General features: G+C 54.0%; 14 protein-coding genes. 6 read left to right on the forward strand and 8 right to left on the reverse strand.

Annotation, left to right across the window (positions count from 1 at the left end; all coding sequences use genetic code 11):
- Window positions 1-16 precede the first annotated feature (16 nt).
- From ACFR81_RS00595 to ACFR81_RS00605, 3 genes are all read left to right on the forward strand, one after another.
- Window positions 17-853, forward strand: coding sequence for an oxidoreductase (locus tag ACFR81_RS00595; protein ID WP_343875898.1), 837 nt, complete (start codon window positions 17-19; stop codon window positions 851-853).
- Between the two features lie 206 nt (window positions 854-1,059).
- Window positions 1,060-1,398, forward strand: a complete 339-nt coding sequence (locus ACFR81_RS00600; RefSeq protein ID WP_343875900.1) for a type II toxin-antitoxin system RelE/ParE family toxin — start codon at window positions 1,060-1,062, stop codon at window positions 1,396-1,398.
- A complete protein-coding gene (locus ACFR81_RS00605) occupies window positions 1,391-1,693 on the forward strand; it encodes a helix-turn-helix domain-containing protein (RefSeq protein ID WP_343875902.1) in 303 nt (100 codons plus the stop codon). The genes ACFR81_RS00600 and ACFR81_RS00605 overlap by 8 nt, the downstream gene beginning before the upstream one ends.
- A 266-nt stretch (window positions 1,694-1,959) precedes the next feature.
- On the opposite strand, the gene ACFR81_RS00610 is transcribed toward ACFR81_RS00605, so the two are convergent.
- From ACFR81_RS00610 to ACFR81_RS00625, 4 genes are all read right to left on the reverse strand, one after another.
- On the reverse strand, window positions 1,960-3,210 hold the full coding sequence (locus tag ACFR81_RS00610) for an aminotransferase-like domain-containing protein (protein ID WP_343875904.1): 1,251 nt from the start codon (window positions 3,208-3,210) through the stop codon (window positions 1,960-1,962).
- 30 nt (window positions 3,211-3,240) lie between these two features.
- The gene (speB, locus tag ACFR81_RS00615; protein ID WP_343875906.1) at window positions 3,241-4,323 is read right to left on the reverse strand and encodes an agmatinase; all 1,083 of its coding nucleotides are present in this window, start codon (window positions 4,321-4,323) and stop codon (window positions 3,241-3,243) included.
- Between the two features lie 198 nt (window positions 4,324-4,521).
- A complete protein-coding gene (locus tag ACFR81_RS00620; RefSeq protein ID WP_343875908.1) occupies window positions 4,522-5,289 on the reverse strand; it encodes a fructosamine kinase family protein in 768 nt (255 codons plus the stop codon).
- Between the two features lie 20 nt (window positions 5,290-5,309).
- Window positions 5,310-6,308: a hypothetical protein gene (locus tag ACFR81_RS00625; RefSeq protein ID WP_343875910.1), complete on the reverse strand. Its 999-nt coding sequence runs from the start codon at window positions 6,306-6,308 to the stop codon at window positions 5,310-5,312.
- Between the two features lie 301 nt (window positions 6,309-6,609).
- Between ACFR81_RS00625 and ACFR81_RS00630 the strand changes: the two genes are divergently transcribed.
- Entirely contained in the window at window positions 6,610-8,229 is a 1,620-nt protein-coding gene (locus tag ACFR81_RS00630; protein ID WP_233126041.1) for a thiamine pyrophosphate-binding protein, read from the forward strand.
- 230 nt (window positions 8,230-8,459) lie between these two features.
- On the opposite strand, the gene ACFR81_RS00635 is transcribed toward ACFR81_RS00630, so the two are convergent.
- The 3 genes from ACFR81_RS00635 to ACFR81_RS00645 all read right to left on the reverse strand — a co-directional run bounded on the left by ACFR81_RS00635 (window position 8,460) and on the right by ACFR81_RS00645 (window position 13,187).
- Window positions 8,460-9,764, reverse strand: a complete 1,305-nt coding sequence (locus ACFR81_RS00635) for an excalibur calcium-binding domain-containing protein (protein ID WP_068171883.1) — start codon at window positions 9,762-9,764, stop codon at window positions 8,460-8,462.
- Between the two features lie 217 nt (window positions 9,765-9,981).
- Window positions 9,982-10,929 carry a glycoside hydrolase family 16 protein gene (locus tag ACFR81_RS00640; RefSeq protein ID WP_068171885.1) on the reverse strand — a complete coding sequence of 316 codons (948 nt, stop codon included), beginning with the start codon at window positions 10,927-10,929 and terminating at the stop codon, window positions 9,982-9,984.
- A gap of 818 nt (window positions 10,930-11,747) precedes the next feature.
- Window positions 11,748-13,187, reverse strand: coding sequence for a sugar porter family MFS transporter (locus tag ACFR81_RS00645; RefSeq protein WP_068171889.1), 1,440 nt, complete (start codon window positions 13,185-13,187; stop codon window positions 11,748-11,750).
- 256 nt (window positions 13,188-13,443) lie between these two features.
- Between ACFR81_RS00645 and ACFR81_RS00650 the strand changes: the two genes are divergently transcribed.
- A complete protein-coding gene (locus ACFR81_RS00650) occupies window positions 13,444-13,929 on the forward strand; it encodes a hypothetical protein (RefSeq protein ID WP_343875916.1) in 486 nt (161 codons plus the stop codon).
- Window positions 13,901-14,170: a metallophosphoesterase family protein gene (locus ACFR81_RS00655; RefSeq protein ID WP_343875918.1), complete on the forward strand. Its 270-nt coding sequence runs from the start codon at window positions 13,901-13,903 to the stop codon at window positions 14,168-14,170. Before ACFR81_RS00650 ends, ACFR81_RS00655 begins: the two co-directional genes overlap by 29 nt.
- Before the next feature lie 130 nt (window positions 14,171-14,300).
- Here the strand turns inward: ACFR81_RS00655 and ACFR81_RS00660 are convergent, their stop codons facing one another.
- Complete coding sequence (locus tag ACFR81_RS00660) at window positions 14,301-15,299, reverse strand: aldo/keto reductase (RefSeq protein WP_343875920.1); 999 nt, start codon at window positions 15,297-15,299, stop codon at window positions 14,301-14,303.
- Window positions 15,300-15,533: the final 234 nt, after the last annotated feature.

Below are 15,533 nucleotides of genomic sequence, written 5' to 3' on the forward strand. Positions count from 1 at the left end.
CTTGAAGGAGAAAGCAATGTCTGAAAAAGTTGCTCTTGTCACCGGCGCTTCGTCGGGAATCGGTGAAGTCACCGCCCGCAAACTGCAGGAACTCGGCTATACGGTGTACGGCGCCGCGCGTCGTGTGGACCGCATGAAAAAGCTCGAAGAAGCCGGAGTGCGCACCCTCGCTATGGATGTGACCGATGATGCTTCTGTTACCGCCGCGGTGGAGCAGATTATTGCAGAAACAGGTCGCATCGATGTCCTGGTAAACAACGCCGGCTACGGTTCTTACGGCTCTATCGAGGACACTCCCTTGGACGAGGCGCGCCGCCAGTTTGAGGTCAATATTTTCGGTGCGATGAGCCTGACTCAGAAAGTGCTCCCCCACATGCGAGCGCAACGCTCAGGAACTATCGTCAATATTTCGTCGATGGGTGGCAAGATGTACACCCCCTTGGGGGGCTGGTACCACGGTACAAAATTTGCGTTGGAGGCCCTCAGTGATTCGTTGCGTATAGAGGTTGAGCCTTTCGGCATTGACGTGGTGATTATTGAGCCCGGTGGAATCGCGACCGAGTGGGGCGGTATCGCGGCAGATAACGTTGAGAAGGTTTCAGGCTCCGGAGCATACGCGGCACAGGCTAAGGCTGTGGCAAAGAGCCTTCGCGGCGGCGGCGTCAACAGGGGTTCTCAGCCCACCGTTATTTCTGATGCAATTGCAAAGGCACTGACCTCCGAGAAGCCCAAGACCCGCTACGCGGTTGGGTTTGGCGCACGCCCTCTGATTGCAGCTCACGCAATTTTGCCTGATCGCGCCTTCGATAAGCTCATTTCGATGGCGATGGGCGTCAAACGGCCTAAGAAGTAGGACGCGCGGGGCGGGGGCATCGCTGCGCGGTGGGTTTGGTGTCGTGTGAGGGCGCCCGCCGAAAAAGTACACACTTCCCGCAAAAGTACATGCTTGAACATGTATTTTCGCGGGAAGTGTGTACTTTTTATGCTCAAACCGGCCTTTAATAAATCTTAGAAGTTGTAAAACTTTTAAGCTATATTTATTCAATGTGGAGTATTGATGTGACGCTCATTGAGAGTTGGTTGCTGGAGTTGAATGAAAAGGACTATGCACAGGTAATTGCTGCTCTTGAAGTTCTCGAAGAACTGGGCCCATCGGCCGGTCGCCCTTTAGTGGATTCGGTCAAATATTCACGCTATAAAAATATGAAAGAGCTGAGACCTGGATCTTCGGGAAGAAGCGAGCTTAGATTGCTCTTTGCATTTGATCCAAGGCGGGAAGCCATATTTTTAGTTGCTGGAGATAAAAGTAATTCTTGGAGTAAATGGTATCTGCGTAATGTCCGCAGAGCTGATGAGTTATTTGCCGAGCATCTCAAAGGACTTGATAAACATGAGTAATCTGAACGATATTCGTAAGCGTAGGCCAGCCCAACCTGACCTGGTAGTCAACGCTAAAGAGCGCATTTACGCGGATATTAGGTCGTACAAGCTGCGCGAACTTCGGAAAGCTCAGAATAAAACCCAGGTAGAAATGGCTCAGGAGCTGGACGTCAGTCAGAATCGAATCTCGAAATTAGAAAATGGGGAGATTGATCGAGCTCAGATAGATACCATTCGCCGTTACGTGGAGTCGTTGGGTGGAAGCCTCAACGTAGAGGCGACCTTTGGCGATACGGTCTTTAAGATTGCCTAAATCCTGAGGGGACTAACACCGGTAATTGGCATTGGAATAAGCGGTGTGAGCTTTGGATTGTTAGCTCTTTCGTAAAAATGAGAACACACGGTTTGCCCACAACACATGCTTCTTCGCTGTGTTTGTGGGCAAGCCATGTGTTCTCGACGCGGATGTGACTCCCCCCCCCACAGCAAATAAAAAAGTACACCCTTCCCGCAAAAGTACATGCTTGAACATGTATTTTTGCGGGAAGGGTGTACTTTCTCGGCGGGTCTCAAAGACCCCTATAGCACCTCCGCCAAACGGCGCACGCCCTCTTCAAGCACAGACGGTTCCACCGAGGAGAACGCAATACGTAGCTGGTTCGCACCGGGGTTTTTGCCGTCCACAGTCTCGAAAAACGCCGACCCGGGCACGAACACCACACCGTTTTCGATGGCGGGCGCAAGAGCGTCAGCAGCGTCGGCGTACTTGCCGCCCTCTGGCAGCGTAAGCCAGGTAAAGAAACCGCCCGACGGCGTCGTCCAGGTGGTACCTTCTGGCATGTACTTTTCGCAGGCGGCGAGCACGGCCTCGCACCGTTCTTTATAGAGCGCAGCGGTACGGCGGGTGTGAGGTTCCCACATTCCCTCTGCCATGAATCCCAGCACCAAACGCTGCGACAGTACCGAGGGGCAGATGGTCACAGCTTCGCCAGCAATCTGCAGGAACTTTCGCACTCGTTCGGGAGCTACCATCCAACCCACGCGCACGCCCGGGGAGAAAACCTTAGAGAAGCTCCCCAGGTAAAGCACATTTTCAGGGTCATAGGAGTGCAGGGAACGGTGGCGCAGGCCGTCGAATGAGAGCTGGCCGTAGGGGTTATCTTCCACAATCAGGACGTCCAGCTCGCGGCAGATGCGGGTCAGTTCCTCGCGGCGGTCGTCGGAAAGGGTCACACCGGTAGGGTTCTGGAAGTTGGGGATGGTGTAGAGGAACTTGACCTCTTTACCCTCAGATTGAATAGCTTTGATAGCTTCGCGGACGGCGGCGGGGTCGAGCCCATCGCCGTCTAATGCAACCTGGCGTACGTCGGCTTCATATCCCTCAAAAGTGCCTAGCGCACCGGTGTAGGTGGGGCCTTCGGCGAGAATGACGTCGCCGGGGTTCACAAACAATTTGGTGGCGAGATCCAGACCCATCTGGGAGCCAGCGGTCATTTGAATCTCTTCAAGGGCAGGTGAAGATCCTTCAGATTTCATGAATTCGCAGACCAGCTCGGCGAGTTCTTCCAGGCCAGCGCCGGAGCCGTACTGTAGAACTTCCAGTCCTTCCTTTTCAATAATGCGGGCGGACATCGCCCCCAGCTCGTCGAGGGGCAACAAGTCTAAATCGGGATTGCCGCCAGCAAGAGAAATGATGCCCGGGCGCATTGCCACTTCAAAGACGTCACGGACGGCAGAGGGGCGAAAACCCCCTGCGCGGTTAGCGAAGTGCTTCATGATGCGCGCTTCTGCCGGGTTGGCGTCGTCCAAAAGTTCTTGAATTTTTACCACAGAGATTTCCTTTCGGTGGTTGATAAAGACTTATTTGCCGTAGGTGATGTCGGCTTCGCCGTACGCCGGTGAAGCGGTACCTGAATTGACGCCGGCGGCGTGCAGGGAGACGAGTTCGTAGACTACATGGGCGGCGGCAATGCCGGTGAGTTCTGCGTGATCGTAGGCGGGGGAAACTTCCACGAGTTCCGAGCCCACGATGTTGAGACCGCGCAGTCCGCGCAGGATTTCCAACAGTTCGCGGGAGGTGATTCCACCAGCTTCGGGGGTGCCGGTGCCGGGCGCGTGAGCGGGGTCGAGCACGTCAATATCGATGGAAATATAGAGCGGGCGGTCGCCAATGCGGGCACGCAGTAGGTCTACAACCTTCTTCACACCCAGGTAGTAAACATCGGCAGAAGATATGATGCCGAAGCCGAAGCGGCGATCGTCGTCGAGGTCCTCGGTGCCGTAGAGCGACGCGCGAGTACCCACATGGGAGAGCGCGCCGGTGTCCAGTAGGTCTTCTTCAAAGGCGCGGCGGAAGGGCGTTCCGTGGGTATATTCGGCGCCGAAGTAGGTATCCCAGGTATCTAGGTGGGCGTCGAAGTGCAGCAGGGCAATCTTGCCGTGCTGCTTTGCCATATTGCGCAGGTTAGCCAGGGCAACGGTGTGGTCGCCGCCGATGGTCACCAGCTTGGCGCCATCCCTAGTGAGTTCGTGTGCACCGGCTTCCATCTCAGTGAGTCCAGCTTCAATATTGAAGGGATTACCGATGATATCGCCCGCATCTGCCACCTGCGCTTCCTTGAAGGGAGAGATATTAGCGGCAGGGTTGAAGGGGCGCAGCAAGCGGGATGCCTCACGCACGTGGTTGGCGCCAAAACGAGCACCGGGGCGGTAAGAAACGCCAGAGTCCCAGGGCATACCTGCAATCACAATGTCTGCTTTTTCTACCTCGTCCAAACGCGGCAGACGAGCGAAGGTGCCGTTACCTGCCCAGCGGGGAACCTCAGCGGCGTTGACGGGGCCAACTCGTTCGACGCCGTCGGCACCGGTTGCGATAACGCGGTTGGGGTAAGCGGAGAACGACGGTTTAGCGTTCTCTGCGGCAGACTTTTGGTGTGTGCTCATGGGGTCCTCCAGGAATCTGAGGTCAGTGCAGACGGCGATGCCTACATTGTGGAATGTGTCGTATCCCACTATGCAACAATTTTTGGGTATTTGGGAATTTTGTGCAGCAGTATTTTTTGCGCCAGGTACTAGAAAAGCGAACGAGGTACCGTGCTGAGACGGTACCTCGTTCACTTTCCTGGTATCTCACCACCAGCCCTATATGTATTTTCGCGCCACTTTCAACGCCTGACGGGCGTAGTCCGCTCCAAAGAGCACGGCGTGGAGGAGCAAGAGGTGAAGCTGGTGGAGCTCAACCCGGTCTTCCCATCCCTTATCAAGGGGGCTTACCTGCTGATAACCCTGAATAATGTCATCCAAATGAGGAGCACCAAAGAGAGCGAGCGCCGCCAAATCGTCTTCAGGATGACCGCCATAGGGGGTTGGGTCAATGAGCACCGCTTCGCTCTCGGTCCACAAAACGTTCCCTGCCCACAGATCCCCGTGAACACGGGCGGGGGTTGCCCCCTCCCCGTAAGAGCCATCGAAGTTTCCCTCGCGCAGCAAAGCGCACAGTTCCCCAAATACCCCTCGCTCATGGGCACCATAATCTTCAACTTTGCGCACTAGAGGGGCGATGCGTTCTTGCGCCCACATTGAGCCCCAGTTGCTGTGGTGATTCAGGGGAAGTTCTAGCTGGTTACCGGCTGGTCCCTGCAACCCGGAACCTGCCCACCCGGCAGGGCCTGCGCCGTATGCTTCGGCCCCTGTCTGATGGGTTCGGGCGAGGCGAGCGCCAAAGTCACAGGCAATACTGCGATCAGGAGAGCTTTCGGGAATACGTTCAATAACCAGCCGTTCACCCTCTGCAGAAACGACCTCAGCCACACGCGCCCCGCCGTCGTCCTGCGCTTGCCCTAACCAGCGAAGGCCAGCTGCTTCCCAATCGACAGCGCGTTCAGTTCCGTGTTTACTAAAAATTTCCACAACGAGCTCCTCATCTGGGATTACTGGTAGGTGACAACCCAGGGTTTCGGGTTCAGGTTATAGGTCTGCTCGGGGGAGAGAGTGGGGGTGTCTTCATCGTAGAAGTTCTTCCACGAGGGGTAGATTTCTGGAGATAGCCCCTGCAAGAGAGCGTTATAGGTATCTTTTTTCAGGTCGGGTGTGCCGTGCCCATCTGCGTGGATGGTCAGCGCGAGTTCAGGGTGGGAGGTATCAATCAGCTCGCGGTTAGTAATCATGGTTTGGGTGAACTGATGGAGAACCACTAATTTTTGCGGAAGTTTTTCTTGTTTCACCACGTCAGCTACTACTTCTAAGGCTTCGTTGACTTCGGCGGCGTCCACGCTACCGATTTGTTGCAGGTGCATTTGCCCCGGCGCTAGCCGCCATTCGGGGTCAAGCCCAATACCTACATTGTGGCGTTTGAGGAGCTCCTCATACTGTTTCACCTGATGGGGAAAGGTATCGTGCCCCGGCTGTAAATCAAGAATGACGTACACCCCGTTTTTCTCTGCTTCCTCGATGAGAGGTAGGAGCTTCTTCACGGATAGCTCCCGGGAATAATCGCCATCCTCCCCAGCTTCGCTGCTGGCAACCGTAGCGATGATTTCAAACGCGGGTTGGACGGGTTCTTTGCTAAACGGTTGGTACTGCTCGGCAAGAGTTTTTGCTTGCTTTACTGCCTCTTGGGGTGAGTATTCGCCCAGCACACCCAGAGATGCATTTTCCGGTGACCCATAGAGCGCAACAAACCGTCGGTCAGGGAAGATTTCGGTTCCACCGCCGAAGAGTTCAGCGGGTTTTTGGTTGGTTTCGTCCGAGATGCTGGACGACGACGCCGCGGGTGATTCTGTTGAAGCTGAAGACTCGGTGGCTGCGGACGATGAGGCGTTCGAATCCTGAGTGTTCTCAGAGTTTGCCCCGCAGCCGGAGAAAATCATGGCAGTGGCAAGAGCCAGAGCGGTGAGGGGGAGGGCGCGGTGTGTTTGGGGAAAAGTCACAGGGGTTCCTTGGTGTTGAGGCGTGGGACTCTTCCAACTTATCAAATAATTAAGTACGGCTTGGTTTCGTTACTTTTAGGATCGAAGAATAATCATTTTGCACTTTCTGCAGTTAGTATGAACCCCCACCCTGCATCTTTATACGTGAGCTGGATAACATTTCAGAGAGAACAATCCTTAGATTACGCGGAACTTACTTATAAACTGTCATAGTCCCACCTGGGACAAACAGTTTCAGGGCGAACCACCCTGCCTGAGCTTCCCACCCCTCATGCGCATCCGCGCTATCAAGGAGACCCCTGTGGAAACTACTGAATCGCGCCGCAACGCAGGCTACGCCATTCTTGCAACCCTGAAAAACTACGGCATCGACACCATCTTCGGCATCCCAGGAACTCACAACCTAGAGTTCTACCGCCATCTGCCCGAGCTCAACATCAAACCGGTCACCACTCGCCACGAACAGGGCGCCTCCTACGGTGCCGACGGCTGGTCACAGGTGCGCGGGCTCCCCGGCGTCGTTATCACCACCTCCGGGCCCGGCCTTTTGAACTCTCTTTCGGGTGCTGCAACCGCCTACGCTGAATCGCGCCCGATGATTATCCTCTCCCCCGGCCGCCCCGTCGGCCAGGAATACCGCGACATCGGCGCCCTTCACGAAACCAAGAATCCCACCGGTGCGGTGAATTCAATCGTTGAATTTTCCCGCCGCGTGAACTCAGCCGAAGAAGCCATTGATATCATCCACACCGCCTTCCGCTCCTTCGCACACGCTCGCCCCCGCCCCATTCACATCGAGGTACCCCTCGACGTCCTCGAACGTGAAACCGACATCGACGACGCACTGTTGCAGGCTCGCCCCATCGGCAAGCCCCAACCCGCACCGCTAGAGGACGTCAAAGAAGCCGCAAAGCTACTGGCCGCGTCCAAGCACCCCGTTATCGTTGCTGGCGGCGGCTCGATTCCCGCCGCAGCAGACCTCCTCACGTTGGCAGAACTTCTCGAAGCGCCCGTCATTACCTCCATCAACGGCAAGGGCGCCATCCCCGAAAAGCACCGCCTCTCCCTCGGCGCGGACCTGCGCCTCTCCTCTGCCCACGAGTTCTGCCGCTCCTCAGACGCCATGCTCATTATCGGCTCGAAAATCGGTGAAGCCGAGCTGTGGGACGGCGACATCCGCCCCGCCGGGCCCGTCATCCGTATTGATATTGAGCGCTCGCAGATGCTCACCAACATCACCCCAGATATCGAACTTCCCGGCAATTCCAAGGCTGTTGTTCCTCAGCTTTTGAAGGCACTAGAAGAGGAGGGCGTGACCGAAGAAAGCCGCGAAGTTCGCGACCTTCAGAGTGTTTTTGACGCGCTCGATGACGAAGGCCGCGCGCTGGCTCCCGAGCTTGCCGCGCTCAACGAAAAAATTATGGACATCTTGCCGGAGAACACTATTATTTCCGGTGACTCCTCACAGGTTACCTACATGGGAACCACTACGTTCTACCGCGCGCCCCGCCCCAATTCGCTGCTGTACATGGCAACGTACGCAACTCTCGGTTACGGCCTTCCCGCGGCAGTGGGTGCTAAGATTGCCGCCCCCGATCGTCCTGTGGTCTGCCTTTTGGGCGACGGCGCGCTGATGTTCGCTATCCAAGAGCTCATGACTGCGGTGGAACAAAATCTTGACCTACCCATTATCTGTGTGGATAACGGCGGCTACGGCGAAATTCGCCAAAATGAGCGCGATCGCGGCATTGCGCCCATCGCCGTCAACCTCGTTCAGCCCAACTGGGTGCAACTGGCAGAAGGCTTCGGCGCTACAGGTATTGAAGCAACCATGGAGACACTGGCAGAGAGCGTGACTAAAGCTCTCGAAACGAGAGGACCTAGTGTTATTCATCTGAAGATTGGTGAAAAACTTAAATAGTCGCTACACGCTAGCAAGCTAGATTTCTCCCCAGAGCTCCCTGAGGAACACCAGGATTTCACAATCTCTTACGCTGATCTGGGGCTCAAAATGAAGAAGAAGACCCTCACCACGCAGTCACTGAGAGTCTCATTCCTCTAGAGCCTCCCCCGATAACGGGCTCTTTTGATAAAACCGTGCCGCACCATGGTGTTCATGATGCGGCACGGTTTTATCTTGCGTGAAAAAGCTTATACAGCTTTACGGCGCGAGGTCACTACTGCAGCGGTACCCAGACCAAGCAGGGTCATGCCGCCAGCGAAGATACCCATCGCACTAAAGCCTGTGTTCGCCAAGGTAGTCTCGGTCGAACCATAGTAAGCGTTAGCAGGGTCGCTGGACGCCAAGGAGTCCACAGAACGGGAATCATCCGAGGGGTAGATACCGTTGGTGCTAGAGGTGTTCTCAGAACCGCCCTGGTTAACTACGGTCTGCTCAGAGCCATTCTGAGTGTTCTCGTAGTCAGGAGTGAGTTCGCATCCGACGCCGTCGCCGTCGCGATCCAGCTTGGGCTCGTAGCCAACTTCGTTTTGGTGGATTTCACGACCCAGCTTGGCGTGAACATCGGCGCAGTTCTCATAGACAGAGGTGGACGCCGCAGCGGCGCGAGGGGCAACTGCCTGGCTTGCAGGAGCTTCAGCAGCCACAGCGGAAGTTGCTACTGCGTCAGTAGATGCAGGAGCCTGTGCCGCTACCGGTGCAGGTGCTTCTGCAGTCTCAGCTGGGGCAGTAGGTGCATCCGCAGCCGCAGCAGAAGTTACTGTAACCTCTGCCGGAGCGGGAGTTGCCGTCTCTACAGGTGCAGCGGTCTCGGTAGCTACGGGAACAGGAGTTTCTGATGCAACGGGAGCGGGAGTTGCCGTCTCTACGGAAGCAGGAGCCGCTGTCTCTACCGGTGCGGGGGTCTCCGTTACAGCTGGTGTAGGTTCTTCTGCTGCAACCACGGTGATTTCCAAGGTCACAGAACGTGTACCTTCGGTAACGACTCCCTGGGAGACCTCTGCGGAAGTGAAGGTAACGGTCGCAGTGCCAGGAGCTTTCGCCTCAATAGCACCTTGCGGGGTCACGGTCAGAATCGAAGGATCCGAAACGGTCCAGGCACCCAGCACGCGAGCATTGGGGTATGCCTTGATAGCCGCTCCTACAGAATTTTCAGCAATTTTTACCGTATCTTTTGTGCCAACGGTTAGCTCAGTCTTGGCTGATTCCAGAATGATTTCTAGGTTCTGAATTTCGGCGGACTCCACCGTAGCAAGACCGGTTGAAGTACCGTCCGCGGCGATAGTGGGGTTTTCGGCAGTTTCAATCAAGACGCCGTCGGCAAGGTTAACCGCGCTGTTAGCAACTACCGCTGCGGTAGCGGAGACTACCTGCTGGTTAGCGTCATCCGCTGCAAGAGCAGGGGCAAGAGTGCCTGTTGCAAGGAGGGCGATAGTTGCCGATGCAACGGAGGCAACCTTAAGGCCAGAGCGATTGCCGATTTTTACCTGAGACATGGGGGTTCTCCTGAGGGGAATAAGAAGTGTAAGTGAGTACTACTAAGCACCTAAGGGCACTTGTCTAAAAATACTAGATGCTTCTGGCATTTGTGGGTTACTTTGGGGTAACTTTTATGTTTTTCCACAAATACTTCTTCAGGATTTGAAAAAAGCCTGGTTGATGTGCGATTTTACACCTTGCGAAGATTGCAACAAACCGACACACACGCTTTTATTAACCCATATATTTCCAAGCACGAATGTAATCAACTTCCATGGTGCCGTCCAGCTTGTTACCTGCAGTGACAGGACCCCAATACTGGGTGCCGCCTTCAAAGTTGAGGCGCATGTGCATCTTAGTTCCGGGCTTTTTAGCAGCCAGCAAGCGAGGATCATTAGCAGGCACGTGGCAAAGTACATGCTTATTATCAAAAGTCACCACGATACCCTGGTCCGGTGTTACTTCTACCGCCCAGGTGTGCCATTCATTCTGCAAGTCACGGGGTTCCCGAGGAAGCCAGCCCATGCCGTAGACCGAACGGTTATCAGCTTTATTGCCACCGGTCTGGTCGAAGTGCACAGAGGTTTCGGTGCGCTGAGTAATATCAAAATTATTAGCTTTGCCCTGGTAGTTGACGCCGTAATACTCGTTGAGATCAATTTCCAACGAGGGAAGGGTGGCGTTGGGGTTGTACTCACCGTTATCGTCCGGACGGAACCAGAGGCATGCGTGGTTGCCGTGAGCATTAGGGCCCGAAGGCATTTTCATGCGAGTTTCCACACGGAAGTATTCGGCGGAGAACTTGCCGCGGCTGTCCAAGTATCCGCCCTTGAAGTCGCGGCGCTTGCCGTCAACCATCACGGGCTTTTGGAGCTTTTCAAGGTGGAATACTGCGCGCCCGTCTTTTACATTGACGCATTTTGCGGAGTTGACGGTGGGGGTATTCCCGGGGGCATTACCCCAGGTGCCGGGTACACCTGCAAGGAAAGGTTCACTATCTCGGATATTCCATTTGGTGGTATCTACTGCGTTACCATCAAAATTTTCATCAAAGGCAAGCTTCCACCGATTAATGCGTGGGCCTACCGCCTCAACAGCAGCGGCAGGGGTGGCAGCTGCTAGACCTGCTCCTGCAAGAGCGGTAAGTGATGAAGTAAGAAAGTTTCGACGATTGAAAGCCATAGGGGGGTTGCTCCAAATTGGGTGATGTTTATACGGGGGAAATGTGGTTCTGATTCTGAGAAAAGTTGGGGGTATTTTTCTCGCTAAATGAGATTACGACAGTTTGGGGGACAAATGCCAAGTATAGACAACTCTTTTCTTGTCTAATTCCTCAATTAGTGAAGAAAAATGTTTATCTGACTAGGGAAAACACTTGTATATATGAGCCGGAGCACATGATTCTTTGAGGTTATTTTTTCCAGATTTAAACAACACATACCCTTCATTTGTGGCTTATTAGGCATTATTTCCACTTATTTATGCATATTTTGAAAGAAACGGTTGACTTAGAAATATAAAATATGCAAAACGATGAAAATAATTGCCTATACAACCACCCTGCAATACCTTGATTTCGCGGGGGGGTTTTCACTCAAAAGCAAGTAAAGAGTTGTATATACTTACATTCAATAAGTGTTCCAAATCTCGTTTTCAGCCTTCTGTGATGGGACGCCTCAAAACCCTCTTACGCCTGCAATTCCGACCTACTGTCGTCTTCCCATCCGCACCTTCCACCCCTCTTTTCCCACATAATCACTGCCTATCTACTTGATATATTTCAAATTTTTATCTCTTTCGTTCAGAAGCACCCACCCCGGATATTTTTCATGTCGTATAACCAACGGCGCCCTCATTTACTACCAATACCCCAGGTCAACCCATTTTTAGAACGCACAGAACACCTCCTCAAACAGTCTTTTAAGGCAATAAAAAGCTCCCGGAACGAATCATTTTCGCCCCGGGAGCTCCCTTACAGCACAAGAAATAACTAAAACACGTTACTTATCGACCTTAAAAATTGCGCCCGTCATCACGCCATCCTCTACCTGTTCCAATGACTTACCGCGCGTCTCCGGCAGCATTTTCCACATAAAGAACACCGCAGCAGCATTCACGAGGGCAAACGCGAAGAAGGTGAAGCTCAGTCCCCACACTTCCATCACCGAGGGGAAGAACAAGCTCAATACCGCGTTACACAGCCATTTCACAAAGACCGAAGCGCCCATACCGAAAGCACGCATCCCCACGGGGAAAATCTCCGAGAGCAGCACCCAAGTAGCAATATTCAAGAAAGTCTGAATAGAACCAACCAGCAAAACAATGAGTACGAGCAAAACATAAGGACGCGCGGCATTACCCTCAGGAAACAGCACAGACGCCCCAGAAATCAGCAAGTGAAACAGCATAGTGAGCGAATAACCGGTAATTACCACGGTGCGGCGATTAATACGCTCCATAAAGCGCAATGCAACTAACGCCCCTACGACGCCGATAACTCCGGGAGCGATATTCGCAATCAGCGCCGCCTGCTCACCGAATCCGGCGTCGGTCAGGATGCTGTGCCCGTAATACATCACCGAATCGATACCGGTAAGCTGCTGGAACAAGCCCAGTCCCACGCCCACCATTAAGATGCGCAGGAGCCAGCGGTTTGCAAAAATGTCGCGAGCAGACATTTGCCTTCGCTCGGAGTGCTGCTCCAAGCTAATCTGGATATCCTCAAATTCTGCCTGCGCACGCTCATTGGAACGGATACTACGCAGTACCTCGTGGGCTTTTTCGTATTTCCCCTTGGACGCTAGCCAGCGAGGGGATTCAGGAACCCGCAACATGCCAATAAGAAGGAAGAACGCAGGAATCGCTGCCACGCCCAGCATGACCCGCCAGATGCCGGGAACATGACCCCAAACGTTACCGATAATGGCGTTCACGATGAATGCCGCCAGCTGACCGACCACAATCATTACTTCGTTGCGCCCAGAATATGTACCGCGGATTTCAAAAGGTGACATTTCCGCCAGGTAAACCGGTACCACAGTGGATGCACCGCCCACGGCGAATCCCAGAACAAACCGGCCGATGAGTAAGATGGCGAGACCCGGTGCAAAACTGCATAACGCCACGCCCAGGATGAAGAGGAAAGACAGAATAAACACTGCCTTGCGGCGTCCGACGGAGTCAGATACCTTTCCCATGACAATCGCACCAATTGCCGCGCCCACTAGCAGAGAAGAAGTAACCATGCCCTCCCCCAGAGCATCCAACCCAAGTTCCTGACTCAGGGGGGAAAGCGCGCCGTTGATTACGCCCGTGTCATACCCAAAGAGCAAACCGCCCAAAGTTACAACCGTGGCAACAAACCCTAGATGACGGCGGTGGGGACCATCCGTTAGCGCAGGTAATTTATGCTCGTTGGGAGTCGAAGCCGAAGTAGTCACTTCACCCTCACTTTCATACCCACAATAAAAACCGACCCTATACCGCCGCGGGCGGTCTAGGTCGGCGTATATATTGTGAAGATTTAATAATTAAGTAGTCTTAACTGCACATTAGCATGAGCCCCGGTTTTCGGGATTCGACTTGCAACATTCCTTGTGGGTTCGCGGCAAACTATTGTCTATCGCCGGTTTGTCCTTCATTCATTTATTGAAGTTACAACTAAAGAACAACATTCTTACCAGCACAAGGACCCCCATGAATCACGCTGAGCTCACTTCCCGTATCTCACCTTCTATTTCTCGCCGTCAAGCAGTTGGGATTGCGCTATCAGGCGCACTCGCTGGATCTGTAGCGCTCTCGACAACCACCCCAGCTCATGCCGCCGCCACATTCAGTTTGAGCAGCGGGAATGTTACGGCAACAGCAGGTTCGGTACGGGACGCTAACCAGCGGTGGCGCAGCTCCTATAAATTACTTACAGGCGATACCACTACCTCCTGGGATGCCTTGCCCTTCCACCAGTTTGAAGTTCCTGCAGAGAACACCCCCAGCGTAGATATTTACTGGGAGGGGAATTCTAATCCCGGCGCCCGTGTGCGTCTACTGGTGTGGAATACCTCGCTGGGTTCATTCGAAGAACTTGCCTCTACCGTGGCAGATTCGAAAGGTGCGGTGAAATTCTATCGGTCAGTGCCAACCGGATCACACGTCGTTGACGGAAAAGTATCAGCATTTCTTTGACGATAACGGCGACGGCGTCGCTGAGCGAACCGTCACCAACATTCTCTTTGATGCACAGGGGTTACCCGAAGGCGGTCAGGCCTTCACGCGTCTGATGCACTTTGATAATCAGAGCCAGCGGGTGCTATCCCGTAGCTACTCCCCTTATTTGAAGAAGCACACGACTAATCACTCGGCTTTTCCTAAGCCCTACCAGGAGTTCGTGCTTTCTTACGCGGAGCTGGGGCTGAAGATGAAATAGAAGACGTTGAAGACCACACATTTCTCGGCGCGGTTTGCCTAAGGCCTGTAGGCAGATGACCAGAGCAGCAACGGTGAACTAACCTTACTGCTGCGCTGGTCACCTGCTTATACAGCTTCAGTTGAACCTCTTAGAACAGCGCGATCTTCTCGGGGGCGGAGAAGATTTCGTCGAGCCGAGCCATGTCAGCTTCACTCAGTTGCAACGATGCCGCTTGGGCGTTAGCGCGCACCTGTTCAATGGTAGTTGCCCCAGCAATGACCGAAGCTACGGGGTTTTGTTGCGCTAGCCAGCTAAAGGCAACCTGTACTTCGGTGAATCCGCGATCTGCACAGAAGTCTGAAAATTCTTTTAGCTGGGTCCAATCGGTGCTTTCGAGCAATCCCGGTTTGGAATGGGAGAGGCGGGAGCCGGCGGGAGCTTTGCCCTCTGCGTACTTGCCGGTAAGTAGTCCGTTAGCCAGTGGGAAATAGGGAAGGACGCCGAGACCAAATTGGCGGGCGGCAGGCATCACTTCGAGTTCCGCACGTCGATCCAGCAGATTGTAATGGTTTTCTGCCGCGATAAAACGGTGAGTTCCCAGTTCTCGAGCTACGTATTCTGCTTGGGCAATTTGCCAGCCGGCATGGTTGGAGTTACCGATGTAGCGAATTTTTCCCTGCTCTATCAGAGTATTCAACGCAGAGAGAGTCTCTTCAACAGGGGTTTTGTGGTCTGGGGTGTGATAAAAGTACAGGTCAATGTGGTCGGTACCTAGACGTCGCAGTGAGGCTTCCACCGCGCGCATAATGTAGCGGCGGGATCCGCGCACCCCGTAATCCGCGCCGTTGGCCCCTTGCATGTCCATGCCAAATTTAGACACAATCACCACGCCGTCGCGAGCAGAAGAGCCCAGGGTCTTCAGCGCTTTGCCGAACATGGCTTCAGACAGGCCGGGTTCTTTGCCGTAGATGTCGGCGACGTCGAACAGCGTAATTCCTGTGTCAACCGCAGCGGCGACGACGGCGTCGGTGCCCTGTTGCTCTTCGGTGATGGTTCCCGCACGCCCTAGGTTGTTGCAACCCAATCCCACCGTGGAGACGGTCAATCCCGAATTACCTACTTGACGATATTCCATTGATTCACTCATATCTTCAGCCTAGTGGGAACTCAGTCTTGAGGCGAGAGCGGGCTTAAAGGTGGTGAGTGAGGCAGTCCCGCCAGTCCCACTCCCTACAGAATAAAACTCAAGCATCCACAGGCGTCCCCCAACCAGCCGAAAATACATCACATGTGCAAAATTATGTAAGCGCATGTACCCACAAAAAAGTTTTGAGAATCACCCAATTGCGAGAGTAAATTATGGGGAGTCGGTTACCCGTAA

The sequence above is a fragment of the Rothia amarae genome, assembly GCF_042677725.1.
GTDB lineage: Bacteria > Actinomycetota > Actinomycetes > Actinomycetales > Micrococcaceae > Rothia > Rothia amarae.

Excerpts from the sequence above, each read along its gene's own strand:
- ACFR81_RS00640 (WP_068171885.1), bottom strand. The coding sequence starts at position 10,929 with ATGGCTTTCAATCGTCGAAACTTTCTTACTTCATCACTTACCGCTCTT.
- ACFR81_RS00650 (WP_343875916.1), top strand. The coding sequence starts at position 13,444 with ATGAATCACGCTGAGCTCACTTCCCGTATCTCACCTTCTATTTCTCGC.
- ACFR81_RS00660 (WP_343875920.1), bottom strand. The coding sequence starts at position 15,299 with ATGAGTGAATCAATGGAATATCGTCAAGTAGGTAATTCGGGATTGACC.
- ACFR81_RS00605 (WP_343875902.1), top strand. The coding sequence starts at position 1,391 with ATGAGTAATCTGAACGATATTCGTAAGCGTAGGCCAGCCCAACCTGAC.
- speB (WP_343875906.1), bottom strand. The coding sequence starts at position 4,323 with ATGAGCACACACCAAAAGTCTGCCGCAGAGAACGCTAAACCGTCGTTC.
- ACFR81_RS00635 (WP_068171883.1), bottom strand. The coding sequence starts at position 9,764 with ATGTCTCAGGTAAAAATCGGCAATCGCTCTGGCCTTAAGGTTGCCTCC.
- ACFR81_RS00595 (WP_343875898.1), top strand. The coding sequence starts at position 17 with ATGTCTGAAAAAGTTGCTCTTGTCACCGGCGCTTCGTCGGGAATCGGT.